The organism is Kurthia massiliensis, assembly GCF_000285555.1.
In the GTDB taxonomy this organism is placed as follows: Bacteria; Bacillota; Bacilli; order Bacillales_A; family Planococcaceae; genus Kurthia; species Kurthia massiliensis.
This window is the reverse complement of the sequence record NZ_HE610997.1, coordinates 510,364-528,610: the sequence shown is the minus strand read 5'-3', so window position 1 is coordinate 528,610 and position 18,247 is coordinate 510,364. Positions and strand designations below refer to the sequence as shown.

The window sequence follows — 18,247 nt, the reverse complement described above, 5'->3', positions numbered from 1 at the left end:
CAATGTTAGTATCATTAAAATGGTTATCTCAATATGTTGACATCTCAGGTTTAGAACCAGAAGAATTAGCGGAAAAAATTACGCGTTCTGGTATCGAAGTTGAAGCAGTCAACGACTTATCAAAAGGACTTAAAAAATTACAAATAGGTCAAATCAAGGAAGCAATACCACACCCTGATTCAGACCACTTAAACATTTGCCAAGTAGACTTCGGTGAAGAAGAATTATCACAAATCGTTTGTGGTGCACCGAACGTTGCTGTCGGTCAAAAAATCGTTGCCGTTCGTCCAAACGGTTACGTTGGCGGCAAAAAAATTAAAAAAGGTAAATTACGTGGCGTCGTGTCAATGGGTATGATTTGTTCATTACAAGAACTTGGCGTTGACGGTAAAGTTGTACCGAAAGCTTATGCAGACGGTATTTATGTTGTATCTGATGACGTACCAGTCGGTGCAGATGCGATTGAAGTATTAGGTTTAGATGACGTTGTTTTAGAATTAGGCTTAACACCGAACCGTGCAGATGCACTTTCAATGTTAGGTGTCGCATATGAAGTTGCAGCAATTTTAGACCAAGACATCAAACTTCCTGAAACAGCACATGCGACAGTTGCTGAAAAAGCAGCTGACAAAATTAAGGTGACAGTTGAAGCAAAAGACGTCAACCCAATGTACGCTGCAAAAGTCGTGAAAAACGTCAAAGTTGCAGAATCTCCACTTTGGTTACAACAACGTTTAATGACATCAGGTATTCGTCCATTAAACAACGTTGTCGATATTACAAACTTCATCTTACTTGAATACGGTCAACCACTTCACGCATTCGACTACGATAAACTTGAAACAGGTGAAATCGTCGTTCGTTTAGCAAAAGAAGGCGAACAAATTAAAACATTAGATGAAAAAGAACGTACATTAAAAGCATCTAACTTAGTGATCACAAACGGTCAAGCACCAGTTGCTGTTGCCGGTGTAATGGGTGGCTTCGATTCAGAAGTAACAGATGAAACGACAACTGTTGTCATCGAATCAGCTTACTTCGATGGTTTATCAGTACGTTACACATCTAAAGATCTTGGCTTACGTAGTGAAGCATCAGCTCGTTTCGAAAAAGGGCTTGATCCAAACCGCGTATTACCAGCTGCAGAACGTGCTGCGCAATTAATGGCAGAACTTGCAGGCGGCGAAGTGCTAGAAGGTACTGTATTAGTTGATGAATTAGATAAAGAACCAGCACGCGTTGTTGTATCTCCTGATTTCATTAACAACCGTCTAGGTATGAAAATTTCATTAAATGAAATGGTTGCTATTCTTAAACGTTTACGCTTCGATGTAGAACCAGCAAACGGTTTATTAATCATTGACGCACCAACTCGTCGTCAAGATATTAAAATCGAAGAAGATATCGTAGAAGAAATTGCACGTCTTTACGGCTACGATGAAATTCCAACGACATTACCTGTTACTGAAATTACACCAGGACGTCTAAACCGTAACCAACAAGTACGTCGTACAATCCGTCATGAATTAGAGTCAGCTGGTTTCTACCAAGCACTTACTTATTCATTAACATCTGACGCACTTGCACAAAAATATGCATTAAAAACAGCGCCAACAACACGTCTGTTAATGCCAATGAGTGAAGAACGTAGCACATTACGTCAATCTGTATTACCTCACTTAATCGAATCAGTTGCCTACAACACTTCTCGTCAAGCTGACGCAGTAGCGTTATATGAAATCGGTTCAGTATTTTTAGGTGAAACGGAAGAAGGTCTTCCATTAGAAGAAGAACACGTTGCAATCGCTGCTACTGGTAAATGGGTAGATAACGCTTGGCAAGGTGAACACAAAAATGTTGATTTCTTCGTGCTTAAAGGCGCAGTAGAACAACTATTTGCAAAATTAAACGTTGCAGATCGTATTGAATACGTTGCAGGTAAAGTAGAAGGTATGCACCCAGGCCGTACAGCCGACATTCTTTTAGATGGCGAACGTATCGGTTTCTTAGGTCAATTACACCCTCAAGAACAAAAAACAATCGGTGTGAAAGATACATTTGTTGCAGAAATTAACTTAGCACAAGTATTAGCAGCAGAAGTAGCACCATTACAATATGTAGCAGTACCACGTTACCCATCAATTTCTCGTGACATCGCATTAGTCGTTGATCGTGCAACAACAGCGAAATCACTTGAAGCGATTATCGTGGAAGCTGGCGGCAAATTATTAAAAGCTGTAAATGTATTTGACGTTTACGAAGGTGAACATATGGAAGCAGGCAAAAAATCAATTGCTTTCAGCTTAACGTACTTCGATCCAGAACGTACATTAACAGATGAAGATGTAACAGAAGCACATGACAAAGTCGTTGCGGCATTACAAGAACACGGTGCAACATTACGCTAGTGCTGTAATATTACTCCTAAGCGAAATTCCTTTATAGGAATTTCGCTTTTTTTTGTTCTAAAATATTTTTAAATGGGTATAGGTCAACATTATAGTAAAAACATGTAAATAATAGTGGAATAGCAATCAAAAAGGTGAGTCAAATATACTATAAAAGGTTTTTATATATGTTTAAGTATTTTTTATTGTCTAAATATATAGACAATTCGGATTTTTATGTTATATTAATAAACAATATAACATTTAGGTTAACGAAATATTATTTTTTCGGACTATCTTGTAAATGACTTCGGAAAGGAGTAGCGCATATGTTAGAAAAGCCATTGTTAGACATTAAACATCTATATACAAGCTTTCGAATCAAGGATACATATTATGATGCAATTGATGATGTAAGTATCACAGTGCAAGAAAATGAAGTATTGGCGATCGTTGGCGAATCCGGCTGTGGGAAAAGTACATTAGCGACATCAATCGTTGGACTGCACCCGCCGGCGAATACGAAAATAATCGGTGAGATTTTATATAAAGGTGAAAATCTTGTCAATTATACGGAAGATCAACTGAATAAAATTCGAGGAAATGATATCGGTTTTATTTTCCAAGATCCATTATCTGCTTTAAATCCACTCATGCGTATTGGAGACCAAATCGAAGAGGGTTTACTATTCCATACGAAATTGGACGAGAAAGCACGTAAAGATCGCGTATTACAGTTATTAGATCAAGTAGGCATTATTAACCCAACCCGCGTTGCTCGTCAGTTCCCGCATCAATTATCAGGTGGTATGCGTCAGCGTGTCATGATTGCCATTGCGATTGCATGTAAACCGAAATTGATTATTGCGGATGAACCGACAACGGCACTTGATGTAACGATTCAAGCACAAATTTTAGATTTACTACTAGAATTACAAGCAGAAACGAATGCAGGAATTGTGTTAATTACGCATGACTTAGGTGTCGTAGCGGAAGTTGCAACGCGAGTAGCTGTTATGTATGCAGGTCAAGTCGTAGAGGTTGCACCAGTAGAAGAACTGTTTGCGAATCCGAAACATCCGTATACACGCTCATTACTGAATTCGATTCCACAAACAGAACGTGATCACGATCGATTACAAGTCATTCAAGGTATGGTGCCGACGTTAACGAAAATGCCACGTATGGGGTGTCGTTTCGCACCGCGTATTCCATGGATGAGCGCAGACAGTCACGAACAAGATCCGAAAATGCATGAAGTGTCACCGGGTCATTCCGTTCGATGCACGTGCTGGCAAACATTCAACTTTGAAGCTGAAAAAGAAGGTGTAGTGCAATGACATCATTCATGGAAGTCAAAGATTTAAACGTCCATTACCCAATTCGCGGCGGATTTTTCAATACAGTCGTTGACCACGTATACGCAGTAGACGGCGTATCGATGGAATTCGAAAAAGGAAAAACGTACGGTCTTGTTGGTGAATCAGGTTCAGGAAAATCAACGACAGGTAAAGCGATTATCGGTCTTGAGAAAATTACATCAGGTAGTGTCATTTATGAAGGCGAAAACGTAACGAATCAACGTCGTAAACGTAACAGTGCGTTTAACCGCGATATTCAAATGATTTTCCAAGATAGTCACTCAGCGATGAATCCACGTAAACGTGTAAAAGATATTATCGCCGAACCGATTCGTAACTTTTTAAATTTATCGCCGCAAGAAGAAACGCGTCGCATCATTGAACTGTTAGAAATTGTCGGCATGTCTGAAGAAGCGATGGTTAAATATCCACATGAATTTTCAGGTGGTCAAAAGCAGCGTCTCGGTATTGCGCGTGCAGTTGCTTGTAATCCGAAAATGATCATTGCAGATGAACCTGTATCAGCACTCGATTTATCTGTACAAGCACAAGTATTAAACTTCATGAAAGATATTCAAACAGAATACGGATTAAGTTATTTATTTATTTCACATGACTTAGGCGTTGTACGTCATATGTGTGACCATATTTCAATTATGTATAAAGGTCGTTTCGTTGAGACCGGCACACGTGATGATATTTTTAACGCACCACAACATATTTATACGAATCGTCTGTTATCAGCCATTCCGAATATTGAACCTGCAACGCGTATTGCACGTAAAGCAGAACGTCAAAAAGTAGAAGCGACTTATAAAGCAGATGCGCATAAATATTATGATCAAGACGGTAAAGTGTACCCATTAAAACAACTTTCACCAACGCATAGCGTCGCGATGATGGGCACTGAAAAGGGGGCTGAATAACGATGTGGAAAACAGTTGTACGTCGTGTGCTCATCATGATTCCGCAGTTATTCGTACTAAGTATTTTAATCTTCGTACTAGCGAAATTCATGCCGGGCGATCCGTTTACAGGGTTAATTACACCAGAAACAGATCCTGCGGTGATTGAGGAGCTACGTGAAAAAGCAGGTTTAAATGATCCGTGGTATATGCAATATTGGCACTGGATCGTCAACATGTTCCAAGGGGATTTTGGGGATAGTTATACATTTAAAGTAAGTGTGGCCTCACTAATTGGTGACCGTGGCATGAACACATTATGGTTATCGCTATTAAGTGTTATTTTAACGTACTTAATTGCCATTCCATTAGGTGTTATCGCTGGTCGTTATCAAAATACGTTACGTGATAAATCAATCGTGTTATATAGCTTTGTTAGCTATGCGATTCCAACATTCGTACTAGCGCTGATCTTCCTATACATTTTCGGTTACCAACTACAATGGTTTCCAACGTCAGGTACAGTATCAGTCGGTGAAGAACCGGGTACAGCGGGTTACTTATGGAGTAAAATTTATCACTTAATTTTACCAGCTGTCACATATGCAGTATTAGCAACGACGGGTATTATCCAATACTTACGTTCAGAAATTATCGATTCACAAACGCAAGATTACGTGAAAACAGCACGTAGTAAAGGGATTCCGATGCGTAAAGTATATACGCGCCACATTTTCCGTAACTCTTTACTACCAATCGCAGCGTTTTTAGGTTTCTCAATTACCGGCATTTTAGGTGGTTCTGTATTTATCGAAACGATTTTCGGTTTCCCAGGTATGGGGCAACTATTCATTCACTCAATTCAAGGACGTGACTACAGTGTTATTACAGCACTTGTCATGTTATACGGTTTCTTGGCATTACTAGGTAGTCTGTTATCAGACATTATTTTAAGTATTGTCGATCCGCGTATTCGTATTGAGTAATGCATAAAACCGAAACGAGAGGTGATAAACATGGAGCAACAATTTAATGATCAACAATTGCAGGAACAAGAATTAGAAGCAACGCCAGCAACAGGATTTAAAGTCATCTGGCGCGAGTTTAAAAAAGATAAATTAGCGATGGGTTCATTAATCGTCGTCGCTTTAATTATATTCGGGTCAATGATTTGGACTCCATTTATTGACCAAGAAGAGCTGATGAAAATTAGCTTGCTAGATGAATTCGCCAAACCGGGCGAAAACGGCTTTATTCTCGGCGCAGACCAAGGTGGTAGTGATGTACTTGGCCAATTGATCGTTGGGGCACGTAACTCTATCGTCATTGCCATTGCGATTACATTAATTACGGGTGTACTTGGTGTTGCAGTCGGTATTATTTGCGGCTACTACGGTGGCTTCGTCGATAACTTCTTTATGCGTTTAATCGACTTTATTATCACATTACCATCTACAATGATCATCATCGTATTCGTGACGATCATTCCTAAATATAACGTATGGTCATTCATCATTATTATGAGTGCCTTTATGTGGGTGGGTACCGCAAGGCTCGTTCGAAGTAAAGCACTATCGGAAAGCCGCCGCGATTACGTGAGCGCTTCAAAAACGATGGGTACGAGTGATTTCGCGATTATGTTTAAAGGCATTATGCCAAACTTAAGTTCATTATTAATCGTTGAAATGACATTAAACTTCGCCGGCAACGTCGGTATTGAAACAGGTCTTACATTCTTAGGATTCGGTTTACCAGATTCAACACCGAGTCTCGGAACACTTGTCAGCTTCGCAAACAACCAAACGGTTATTGCTGAGAAGTGGTGGGTATGGTTACCGGCATCATTGCTAATTTTAGTACTGATGCTTGGCATAAATTATGTTGGACAGGCATTACGTCGTTCAGCAGATGCTAAACAAAGATTGGGGTAACAAAACAAGGGATTTTAAGGAGGAGATTGGATGAAGAAAAAGAATTGGCTCATGCTACTTCTTGTCGGTATCATCACGCTTGTGCTAGCTGCTTGTGGCGGCGGTTCTGATGATAAAGATAAAGGTAGCGAAAAAGAAAAAGTCGATACGTCGGCGCTTCCTGACACTGCGGAAAATGACGCAGAAGCAATTAAAGGTGGTACATTAAAAGTAGGTCTTGTAAGTGATGCACCGTTCCAAGGTATTTTCAACTGGGAATTATACAAAGACGCATATGATGCTGCAATTATGAACTGGACTTCAAATTCAATTTTTGACACAAAAGAAGATTTCTTAATTGCGGACACTGGTCTAGGTAAATTATCTGTAGACGAAGACGCGAAAAAAGCAACAGTAACAATCGAGAAAGACGTGAAATGGTCTGATGGTAAACCATTCACAATCGAAGATGTTATCTTCCCTTACTACATTATTGCTGATAAAGATTATACAGGCGTACGTTATGACGCTGATTTCCAAAACATCGTCGGTGCAAAAGAATACCACGATGGTAAAGCAAAAGATATTTCTGGTATTAAGAAAATCGATGATTACACAATGGAAATTTCATTTAAGAAAATTTCACCAGCGATCTACTCTGGTGGTGACGGTCTATGGGGCTACGCAGCACCTAAACACCAACTTGAAAACGTTAAAATTAAAGATTTAGTAAAAGCAGACGAAGTACGTAAAACTCCTGTAACACTTGGTGCATTCGTTGTTGATAAAATTGTTAATGGTGAATCAGTACAAATGGTTGCCAACAAAAACTACTGGAAAGGTCAACCGAAATTAGACAAAGTTGTCATTGAAGTTGTTCCTTCATCTTCTGCAGCTGCAGCAATGAAAGCTGGTAAATACGATTTACTAGATAGCTATCCTGCAAATGCATACGCAGATGTAAAAGATCTTAAAAACATTCAAATTCTTGGCCGCCCAGAATTAGCTTACTCTTACTTAGGTGTAAAACTAGGTAAATGGGATTCTAAAAAAGGCGAAGTAGTTGTAAACGAAGATGCAAAATTAAAAGATCCAAAAGTACGTCAAGCATTAGCTTACGCAATGAATATCGAAGAAGTATCTGAAGCTTACTATGATGGTTTACGTACACGCGCAAACTCATTAATTCCACCAGTATTTGAAACATACTATGATGATTCATTAGAAGGTTACAAATACGATGTTGAAAAAGCGAAATCACTTCTTGAAGAAGCTGGTTACAAAGATACAAACAACGATGGTTATGTAGAAGATCCAGACGGTAAAGAATTCACAATCAAAATGGCAGCAATGCAAGGTTCTGATAAAGATGAAAAAATCGTTCAATTCTACATCCAAAACTGGAAAGACGCTGGTATCAAAGTTGAATTAACAACTGGTCGTACGATCGAATTCAACAGCTTCTACGATAAAGTACAAGCTGATGACAAAGATATCGACATCTTCATGGCTGCATGGGGTACAGGTACAAACCCATCTCCAATCGGCTTATATGCGAAAAACGCACAATTCAACTACAGCCGTTACACAACGCCTGAGTTAGAAGATTTATTAGCAGATATTGATTCAAAAGAATCTTTAGATGCGGATCACCGTGCTGAAGCATTCACAAAATGGCAAGAATACATGAGTGAACAAGCAGTAACAATTCCAATGTACTTCCGTACAGAAATCGTTCCTGTCAACAATCGTGTGAAAAACTACGATGTTAAGTATGTTGACGGTGTTCAATTACAAGATATTGAAGTAACTGCAGACGCACCAGAAAAAGTAAAATAGTTTAAAAATGAAAAAGGAATCGTGCATCATGCGCGATTCCTTTTTGTATTACAGCATACGTTTGCGTGAAGCAATACGTGACGCTTTCGTCGTATTAGCAAAGTGCCATTTTGTGACTGTTTGTAAGACGTCTTCACCTTGTGACAATAAAATGTTGGCAGCGGCTTCATCAACGATCGCGCCAGCACCTTTCGGTAAATCGACACCGATTTCAACACTTAATTGATCCATCGCTGATAAGAAAGCGAAGCGGGCAATGATAGATGCTGCTGCGACTGACATATGCAGTTGTTCAGCTTTTGTCGCAAATAACACATTTTCGCGAATGATTTCTTTTTCTTCTTGAATATGACGATAATAGGTTTCACGTTCTTCAAATTGGTCAATTAGAATATAGTCGGGTTTTGTTGGTGCAATTTTTGATAAAACGTGACGAAGTGCTTGGTTATGAAGTAAGGCTTTAATTTTCCCTTGCGACCATCCTTGCGCTTTGACACGATTATATTTTTCGTTATGTAGCGTTAAAACGGTATGTGGAACAGCGGCCATAATCGCTGGTGCGATGTCGCGCATTTTTGCATCTGTGAGCATTTTAGAATCTTTGACGCCAAGTTCACGCAACAGTGCAATTTTTTCTTGTGGTACATACGCCGCGGCAACGGTCATTGGGCCGAAGTAATCACCTGTTCCTGTTTCATCTGAACCGATGACATTTAAATTTGCGAAGTTTTCTGGGAGCTTATCGCCTTTTGATGACGTCGTAGTAATAGGTGCTTCTACATTACCAAAACGATTGGCTTCTTGTGCCGCCTCGTTACCTTGAAACATTACTTTTCCAGACTTATAAGACGTAATCGTTGCATGAGCAGTTTTCGCCATAAAGATCGCGCCTGGTGCTTTTGTTGGAACAGCTTGGGCATTATAATAATCATGAACTTTTTGTTGATCTGTTTTCGATAATTTTAAAACGATAGTAGCCATTTTTTTTCTATTCCTTTCTTTTAGCAGATTATTCACATGAATATACGTTTCGTGGTATGATTAGAAATAGGATTTAGAAGGAGGGAACGGGCATTGTCGGAGCAACGCTTAAATCGTATTTCTGTGAAAATTTATGGACAAACCTATAATATGGTAGGGACAGAATCCCCGAGCCACATGCGGCACGTAGCGAGTACGGTCGATGAACAAATGCATGCGATTCGCAACGCAAACCCTTCTTTAGACATTGCTAAGCTTGCTGTTCTAACGGCGGTTAACGCGGTCAATGACTCGATGCAATATAAACAACGTATCGAAATGTTAGAAGCACAACTTCAAAAATTAAAGGATGACGTGAATGATTGATTTAATCATTATTATATTACTTATCGCAGGAGTGCTTACAGGCGTAGGTCGTGGCGTGCTGTATCAACTTGTAAACTTAGTAGGCCTCGTAATCGCACTTATTGTGGCAGTACTTGCCTATAAACCATTAGCTGAAAAATTTGTGATGCTCGTACCATACCCGACAGTCAGTGATGACACGGCGTTAAAGTTCGGTATGGACGGCGCAGACTTGATGCAGACGTTTTACAATATTTTGGCGTTCGTGTTAATCTTCTTCATCGTCAAGTTTGTATTTAAAGTGATTGCATCATTATTCAATTTTATTCAGCATATCCCAGTGCTAGGTGGGTTTAACCGTCTATTAGGTGGATTACTTGGCTTTATCCAAGTGTACGTCATGTTATTCTTCTTACTTTACATCCTTGCTTTATTGCCGGTTGCTAGTATTCAGAATTTCATTGACAGTTCTATTTTAACAAACTTAATACTTAAATATACACCACTCATTTCGACAATGTTCCAACAATTGTGGTTCGTTTATACGAAATAATAATGAAAAGCGGGCGTCTACTGTTGTGGACGCTCGTTTTGCTATAAGGAGACTTTTAGATGCATAAAAAAAATATCGTCAACGTATTAGAGACAATTGCGACTTATTTAGAATTAAAAGGTGAAAATCCATTTAAAATTTCGGCATTCCGCAAAGCTGCAGCAGCGCTAGAAAATGACCCACGTAGTATTGAAGAAATCGATGATGTCACAAAATTAAAAGGTATCGGTAAAGGAACTGCAACCGTGATTCACGATTTGCTAGAGACAGGCGTGTCGCGTGATTTAGAATCATTGAAACAAGAAGTGCCGGCAGGGTTACCACCACTCCTTAAAATTCCAGGCTTAGGCGGTAAAAAAATTGCGAAGTTATACAAAGAACTCGGCGTAGATTCAGCAGAAAGTTTAAAAGCTGCTTGTGAATCAGGACAAGTGAGTGAACTGGCTGGCTTCGGTAAAAAAACGGTCGAAAAATTATTAAAAGAACTTGAAACGTTTGGCAAACGTTCAGAACGTCATCCAGTATGGCAATTAGAAGTCAATGTCCGCGAAGTGAATGACGTGCTTGCGAGTATCGAAGAAATTGACCGTTTCTCTGTTGCAGGTTCATTCCGTCGTGTCACAGAAACGAGCAAAGATATCGATTTCATTATCGCATCGAGCAAGCCAGCTATTGTCAAAGAAAAATTGTTAGCACAGCTTGCTTATACGGAAATCATTGCTGCAGGCGATACGAAAATTTCAGTCGTTTTAACAGGTGATGATCCAGCAAACGTCGATTTCCGTATCGTTACAGATGCTGAATATCCGACAGCGTTGCATCATTTTACAGGTTCAAAAGAACATAATGTTCGCATGCGTCAAATTGCGAAAGAACGCAACGAAAAAATTAGCGAATACGGTGTAGAACAACCAGACGGCTCGGTATTAACGTTCGAAACGGAAGAAGCATTTTTCAATCACTTTGATTTACCGTTTATTCCACCTACATTACGTGCAGGACATGCTGAATTTGAGCAACATGAATATATCCCGGATTTAGTAACGCTTGAAGATATCCAATCGGATTTACACATGCATACGACGTGGTCCGATGGTGCGCATACGGTACGTGAAATGGGTGAAGCACTCATTGAAAAAGGATACAAATATGCGGTCATTACCGATCACTCACAATATTTAAAAGTTGCAAATGGTTTAACGCCAGAACGTCTTGAACAACAAAAAGAAGAAATTTTAGCGTTCAATCATGCGCACCCTGATTTCCATTTATTACGCGGAACGGAAATGGACATTTTACCAGATGGTTCTTTAGACTTTAAAGATGAAGTCATGGCAGATTTAGATTTCGTCATTGCGTCGATTCATTCAAGTTTTTCACAACCACAAGAACAAATTATGGAACGTTTACACAACGCAATGAAAAACCCACATGTCGATATGATTGCGCATCCGACAGGTCGCGTCATTCATCAACGTGACGGATATAACCCAGATGTTGCACAACTCATTGCATGGGCGAAAGAATATGGTAAAATTTTAGAGTTGAATGCAAATCCGTACCGACTCGATTTATGCGTCGAACATTTAGAAATGGCGGCAGCAGCAGGTGTGCCAATTGCTATTAATACAGATGCACATGCAATTGAGCAATTACGCTATATGGATATCGGTACGAAATATGCACAAAAAGCATGGTTACACAAAGATCTAATCGTCAATACGTGGGACTTTGAACAATTCATGACGTTTTTAAATAAGAAGTAGGAGGCGTTTTTAGATGATCGCCAATCGCGCATTAAAAACACTGGAGTTTGACAAAGTACGTGAGCAAGTTGCGACATTTGCTACGTGCTCGCTCGGTGTAGAAGGCATCGAAAAATTAGTGCCTGAAACAGAACTAGAGAAAGTACAACAATTATTAGCAGAAATGGACGAAGCATTATCGATTTTACGCATTAAAGGTAGCGTACCGATGGGTGGTATTTTCGATGTCCGTCCACATGCGCGTCGTGCGCAAATCGGTGGGATGCTCAGCCCAAAAGAATTAATGGAAATCTCAAGTACGATTCGTGCGAGTCGTATTTTCCGCGAATTTATCGAAGTCGTAGAGGCAGACGATGAAGTACGTATTCCATTATTCGTTGCGAAAAAAGAAGAGCTCCCAATTTTAACAGGCTTACAACATGAAATTAACAGCTGTATCGATGACAACGCAAAAGTGATGGATTCAGCAAGCCAAACGTTACGTAGTATTCGTACACAATTACGTACGCAAGAAGGTCGTGTGCGTGACCGTCTAGCGAGTTTAACACGCGGTAGTAGCGCAGCAAAAATGTTATCAGATACGATTATTACGATTCGTAATGATCGCTTCGTTATTCCTGTTAAAGCGGAATATCGTAGTCATTACGGTGGCGTTATTCATGACCAATCCGCTTCAGGTCAAACGCTATACATTGAGCCAGATGCAGTCGTGCAAGCGAACAACGAAATTCAAGGCTTAAAAGTAAAAGAAAAAGCAGAAGTGGACCGTATTTTAATGGAACTGTCTGCAAAAGTACAAGAAGTCGCACATAGCTTATTCGTACTCGTACAAATTTTAGGTGAAATTGATGTCGTCCTTGCAAAAGCAAAATACGGTCAAGCACATAAATGTACGATGCCTAAAATGAATGATCGTGGCTATATGAAATTAACGAAAGCACGCCATCCACTATTAGATGTCGATACAGCAGTAGCGAACGACATCGAATTCGGTGATGATGTGACGGCAATCGTCATTACTGGTCCGAATACAGGTGGTAAAACGGTTACGCTGAAAACAATCGGTTTATGTACGTTAATGGCGCAAGCTGGTTTACCAGTACCGGCGCTAGACGGCTCTGAACTTGCAGTATTTACACAGCTATTTGCCGATATCGGTGATGAACAATCAATTGAACAAAGCTTATCAACGTTCTCAAGTCATATGGTGAACATCGTCGATATTTTAAATGAGTTTGACCATGATTCACTTGTGCTATTTGATGAACTTGGTGCTGGTACGGACCCACAAGAAGGGGCCGCACTTGCGATTTCAATTTTAGATGAAGTACATGGTCGCGGTGCACGTGTGATGGCAACGACACACTATCCAGAATTAAAAGCATATGGCTATAACCGTCCAGGTGTTGTCAATGCAAGTATGGAATTCAATGTTGATACGTTAAGTCCGACATATCGATTATTAATCGGTGTCCCAGGTCGTTCAAATGCCTTTGAAATTTCAAAACGTTTAGGTTTACCAGATAACATTATTGAAACAGCAAAATCATATACAGGTACTGAAACGCACGAAGTAGAGTCGATGATTGCATCGCTTGAAACGTCTCGTCGTCAAGCTGAAAAAGACGCGGAAGAATCAGCGCGTCTATTAGCAGAATCGAATGCGTTACGTGCAGATTTAGATGCGAAAATTGCTGAATATGAAGCGACGAAAGACGAGCTTGCGAAAAAAGCGAAAGAAAAAGCGCGTAAAATTGTTGCAGAGGCGAAACAAGAAGCCGAAAGTATTATTGATGAGTTGCACAAAATGCAACATCGTGCCAACCAAGCGGTTAAAGAGCACGAAATTATTGATGCACGTAAACGTCTTGAAAGTGCAGCTCCAGCGCCAGAAAATCGCATCTTGAAAAAACAACGTCAATTGAATGCCCGTGCACAAACATTACAAGTCGGCGATGAAGTGAAAGTATTGAGCTATGGACAACGTGGTACATTACTGAAAAAAGATAAATCAGGTGAGTGGCACGTACAAATCGGTATTTTAAAAATGAAATTACCAGAAGAAGATTTAGAATACATCAAACCTGAAAAAGTAAAAGATACGGTCAACGTTTCAACAGTCCGTAATCGTAGCCAAGCTGTGAAGTTAGAGCTAGATTTACGTGGGGAACGTTACGAAGATGCGATGCATCGTACAGAGAAATATTTAGATGATGCATTGTTAGCAAACTATCACCAAGTATCGATTATCCACGGTAAAGGTACAGGTGCATTACGTGAAGGCATTCAACAACTACTCAAACGTCATCCTCGTGTGAAAAACTATCACTACGGAAATGCCAATGAAGGCGGCTACGGTGTGACAGTTGTTGAATTTAAATAGAATGGAGGCATATCGATGACATCGTTTTGGCAACATCCAGTCGTAGAGATGACCGGTTACTATACGGTCGTATTGTTATGCTTACTCGTCGCGATGGCGATGTTTGAAGTCGTAACACGATATAAAAACTGGCAAGAAATCCAAAATGGCAATGTTGCTGTTGCCCTTGCAACGGGTGGTAAAATCATCGGTATTTGCAACGTATTTCGTTATTCTATTGAACATCACTCATCACTATTAGAAATGGTGGGGTGGGGTATGTTCGGATTTGTCCTCCTGATTGTGGCGTATTTATTGTTTGAGTTCGTGACACCAAAACTGAATGTAGATGAAGAAATCGCAAAAGATAATCGCGCTGTCGGTTTTATTTCTTTTGCAATTTCCATCGGATTATCGTTCGTGATCGGCTCAACGATCCCATAATGTGAAAGACTTACCATTGCGGTAAGTCTTTTTTTTGATAAGGAAATGATAAATTGCTATTTTATACACGTTATATTCTCGAAAATACGAAAAAATGAGCCGCTATTCATTGAATTTTATGTATATGTATTTTATACTGAGAGTAAGTTTTTAACATTTTGTTGCAAAGGGGTGTTGCAAGTGACTGAGAAACTTTGGCTTAATAGTTATCCGAAAGAAGTACCGACGACGCTCAACTATAGAAAGATTCCACTACAACAATATTTAACAGAAGTAGCGGAACGCACACCAGACAACGTAGCGATTTATTTTATGGGCAAGGAAATTAGCTTTAAAGAGCTACAGCAATATGCGTATCAGTTCGCGAACTATTTAACATCACTCGGACTGAAAAAAGGCGACCGTATTGCGATTATGTTACCAAATACACCGCAAGCTGTTATTAGCTTTTTCGGCGCCATGTACGCAGGATGTACCGTCGTTATGACGAATCCGTTATATACGGAACGGGAAGTAGCATATCAACTAAAAGATTCAGGTGCCAAGCTGATCGTGACGTTAGACATTTTATATCCACGTATTATGAAAGCATGGAAACAAACCGACTTAGAGCATATTGTCGTAACGGGGTTAAAAGATTTCTTACCGTTCCCGAAAAACGTCGTATATCCATTTATGCAAACAAAAGAATACGGTTTCAAAGTGTCGGTCAAGCATCAAGGGGCAAATCATTTATTTAGTGAAATATTGAGAACGAGTGATGCGACACCTGTATCACCCGACCCGACATTTGATTTTGAAAATGATCTCGCGCTTTTACAATATACAGGGGGAACGACCGGTTTTCCGAAAGGTGTGATGTTAACACATCGCAATATCGTCTCAAACGTCCAAGCTTGTGCGACATGGACGACCGATCTTCGAATTCCACCAGAAGAACGGAAACCAGATGTCGTACTCGGAGTGTTACCATTTTTCCACGTATATGGAATGACAACGGTTCTCGCGCTCGGCGTTATGATGGGCTTTAAAATGCTGCTCGTACCAAAATTTGATGCGACAGAAATGCTTAAAACGATTGATAAGCAACGCCCGACGCTTTTCCCAGGGGCACCGACGATTTATATCGGTATTTTAAATCATCCCGATTTAAAAAAATATGACTTATCGTCGATTAAAGCATGTATTAGTGGCTCTGCACCGCTACCTGTAGAAGTGCAAGAACAATTTGAAGCGATTACAGGTGGTAAGCTCGTTGAAGGTTACGGTTTAACCGAATCTTCACCAGTTACGCATAGTAATTTCATTTGGTACGACCAACGTGTCAAAGGCTCGATTGGTGTGCCATGGCCAGATACCGATGCGGCCATTATGGATACGACGACGATGACAGAAATGCCAATCGGAGAAGTTGGCGAGTTATGTGTCAAAGGTCCACAAGTGATGAAAGGGTACTGGAATCGCCCAGAAGAAACGGCGCAAGCACTGCGCGATGGCTGGTTGTTAACCGGCGATATGGGTTACATGGACGAAAATGGTTATTTCTTCGTCGTGGATCGTAAAAAAGATATTATTATTGCAGGTGGTTATAACATTTATCCACGTGAAGTAGAAGAAGTACTTTACGAACATGATGCTGTTCAAGAATGTGTTGTCATTGGTGTGCCAGATCCATATCGCGGTGAAACGGTGAAAGCCTTTATCGTACTAAAAGAAGATGCAGAAGTAGATGAAGCTTCGCTTAATCGCTACTGCCGTAAAAATTTAGCAGCGTATAAAGTGCCTCGTATTTACGAGTTCAGAGAAGAACTACCGAAAACTGCTGTCGGTAAAATTTTACGTAGACAGTTAGTGGATGAAGAAAAAGCAAAACAAAATGATAACCTTGCTTGACAAAAGTTACCAGTAGCATTTATGATGGAGATGTGAATGAATAACCATTCATTTTTGGATATGGTGGTGATACAAAGTGAGGAAAGAAAAGCCGAAGTACAAACAGATTATCGACGCTGCAGTGATTGTCATTGCAGAAAACGGCTATCATCAAGCACAAGTTTCCAAAATCGCAAAGCAAGCTGGCGTTGCTGACGGAACAATCTACTTATACTTTAAAAACAAGGAAGATATTTTAATCTCCGTTTTTGAAGAAAAGATGGCGGTCTTTATCGACCGATTACAACCGATCATTGATGCTGACTTATCTGCGGCGGAAAAATTAAAGCTGATGATTAACAGTCACTTTAAGGTACAAACGGATAACAAGCATCTGGGAATCGTTACACAACTAGAACTACGCCAATCCAATAAAGAAGTTCGTGCAAAAATCAACGCTATTTTAAAAGGTTATCTAGATCAGATTGATCAGATCTTACAAGAAGGTGTCGATACAGGCGAATTTAAAGCGGATATGGACATTCGTTTGGCGAGACAATGCATTTTTGGCACGATCGATGAAGTAACAACTTCATGGGTAATGAAAGACCAAAAATTTGATTTGCTCGCACTAACACCCAATGTATATGAGTTATTGCTGAATGGTATTAAGTCATAATCTACGACATTGTCTCAAGCATTTGAGGCAATGTTGTTACATATAGGAGGTCTATAGCGAATGAGCTTTCTACAGTTATCGAAAGAAGGAGCGATATCCGTCATCACGATTAATCGCCCACCAGCAAATGCAATGAGCTACTCGCTCATCATCGAGCTTGACGAACTATTCGATCAAATCGCAAAAGATGAAGAAACACGTGTTGTTGTCATTCACGGCGAAGGTAGATTTTTCTCAGCAGGTGCAGATATTAAAGAGTTCACCCAAGTAAGTGAACAAAAAATGCATGATCAAACAATGTCTGTCCATAAAATTTTCAGAAAAATCGAAACTTTCGAGAAACCTGTGATTGCCGCAATTCATGGTGCAGCACTAGGTGGCGGATTAGAGTTAGCTATGAGCTGCCATATCCGATATGTCGCGTCCAACGCAAAGCTCGGGCTTCCTGAGCTCAACCTCGGATTAATCCCAGGTTATGGAGGTACGCAACGACTGCCGAGCCTTGTTGGTCTTGCTAAAGCAGCTGAATTGATGTTTACGAGCGAGTCATTAACAGGTGAGGAAGCCGTACAGTGGGGGCTAGCCAATGCCCATTTCCCAGAAGCGGAACTTCGTGAAAGCGTTCTCGCAAAAGCACATAAAATTGCTGAAAAGAGTCCGATTGCATTGAAGTCAGCGATCGACCTACTTCGTTTAGGCGACGCGCCAAATCTGCGTGAAACGCTAGAAGCAGAAGCCCAACACTTTGCGGGGTGCTTTAAAACAGAAGATGCTAAAGAAGGCATCACTGCATTTGTTGAAAAACGCAAGCCAGTATTTAAGGGACAATAGATAATACACATA

The 18,247-nt window shown here is 40.1% G+C and carries 15 protein-coding genes; 14 read left to right on the top strand and 1 reads right to left on the bottom strand.

All coding sequences use genetic code 11. The features are described 5' to 3' along the window. Positions 1–2 precede the first annotated feature (2 nt). From pheT to KMHG_RS06935, 6 genes are all read left to right on the top strand, one after another. Positions 3–2,408, top strand: a complete 2,406-nt coding sequence (pheT, locus tag KMHG_RS06960) for a phenylalanine--tRNA ligase subunit beta (RefSeq protein WP_010288229.1) — start codon at positions 3–5, stop codon at positions 2,406–2,408. 308 nt (positions 2,409–2,716) lie between these two features. Continuing rightward, a complete protein-coding gene (locus KMHG_RS06955) occupies positions 2,717–3,727 on the top strand; it encodes an ABC transporter ATP-binding protein (RefSeq protein WP_010288227.1) in 1,011 nt (336 codons plus the stop codon). Next, positions 3,724–4,674 carry an ATP-binding cassette domain-containing protein gene (locus tag KMHG_RS06950; protein WP_010288226.1) on the top strand — a complete coding sequence of 317 codons (951 nt, stop codon included), beginning with the start codon at positions 3,724–3,726 and terminating at the stop codon, positions 4,672–4,674. Before KMHG_RS06955 ends, KMHG_RS06950 begins: the two co-directional genes overlap by 4 nt. Positions 4,675–4,676: 2 nt before the next feature. Then, positions 4,677–5,639, top strand: coding sequence for an oligopeptide ABC transporter permease (gene opp4B, locus KMHG_RS06945; RefSeq protein WP_010288225.1), 963 nt, complete (start codon positions 4,677–4,679; stop codon positions 5,637–5,639). A gap of 30 nt (positions 5,640–5,669) precedes the next feature. Next, positions 5,670–6,584, top strand: coding sequence for an ABC transporter permease (locus KMHG_RS06940; RefSeq protein ID WP_010288224.1), 915 nt, complete (start codon positions 5,670–5,672; stop codon positions 6,582–6,584). Positions 6,585–6,614: 30 nt separating this feature from the next. Further along, positions 6,615–8,402 carry an ABC transporter substrate-binding protein gene (locus KMHG_RS06935; protein ID WP_010288221.1) on the top strand — a complete coding sequence of 596 codons (1,788 nt, stop codon included), beginning with the start codon at positions 6,615–6,617 and terminating at the stop codon, positions 8,400–8,402. Positions 8,403–8,450: 48 nt separating this feature from the next. Here the strand turns inward: KMHG_RS06935 and rnhC are convergent, their stop codons facing one another. Beyond that, on the bottom strand, positions 8,451–9,383 hold the full coding sequence (rnhC, locus tag KMHG_RS06930; RefSeq protein ID WP_010288219.1) for a ribonuclease HIII: 933 nt from the start codon (positions 9,381–9,383) through the stop codon (positions 8,451–8,453). A 93-nt stretch (positions 9,384–9,476) separates the two neighbouring features. On the opposite strand from rnhC, the gene zapA reads away from it, so the two are divergent. The 8 genes from zapA to KMHG_RS06890 all read left to right on the top strand — a co-directional run bounded on the left by zapA (position 9,477) and on the right by KMHG_RS06890 (position 18,235). Then, positions 9,477–9,749 (top strand): cell division protein ZapA, encoded by a 273-nt coding sequence (gene zapA / locus KMHG_RS06925; RefSeq protein WP_010288218.1) that lies wholly within the window; start codon positions 9,477–9,479, stop codon positions 9,747–9,749. Beyond that, on the top strand, positions 9,742–10,281 hold the full coding sequence (locus KMHG_RS06920) for a CvpA family protein (RefSeq protein ID WP_010288217.1): 540 nt from the start codon (positions 9,742–9,744) through the stop codon (positions 10,279–10,281). The genes zapA and KMHG_RS06920 overlap by 8 nt, the downstream gene beginning before the upstream one ends. 59 nt (positions 10,282–10,340) lie before the next feature. Further along, positions 10,341–12,047, top strand: coding sequence for a DNA polymerase/3'-5' exonuclease PolX (gene polX, locus KMHG_RS06915; protein ID WP_010288215.1), 1,707 nt, complete (start codon positions 10,341–10,343; stop codon positions 12,045–12,047). Positions 12,048–12,060: 13 nt separating this feature from the next. Next, complete coding sequence (locus KMHG_RS06910; RefSeq protein WP_010288214.1) at positions 12,061–14,430, top strand: endonuclease MutS2; 2,370 nt, start codon at positions 12,061–12,063, stop codon at positions 14,428–14,430. 15 nt (positions 14,431–14,445) lie between these two features. Continuing rightward, positions 14,446–14,853 carry a DUF350 domain-containing protein gene (locus KMHG_RS06905; RefSeq protein ID WP_010288212.1) on the top strand — a complete coding sequence of 136 codons (408 nt, stop codon included), beginning with the start codon at positions 14,446–14,448 and terminating at the stop codon, positions 14,851–14,853. Positions 14,854–15,033: 180 nt separating this feature from the next. Continuing rightward, on the top strand, positions 15,034–16,746 hold the full coding sequence (locus KMHG_RS06900) for a long-chain-fatty-acid--CoA ligase (protein WP_010288210.1): 1,713 nt from the start codon (positions 15,034–15,036) through the stop codon (positions 16,744–16,746). Between the two features lie 76 nt (positions 16,747–16,822). After that, entirely contained in the window at positions 16,823–17,404 is a 582-nt protein-coding gene (gene fadR / locus KMHG_RS06895) for a fatty acid metabolism transcriptional regulator FadR (RefSeq protein ID WP_010288208.1), read from the top strand. A 60-nt stretch (positions 17,405–17,464) separates the two neighbouring features. Further along, entirely contained in the window at positions 17,465–18,235 is a 771-nt protein-coding gene (locus KMHG_RS06890) for an enoyl-CoA hydratase (RefSeq protein ID WP_010288207.1), read from the top strand. Positions 18,236–18,247: the final 12 nt, after the last annotated feature.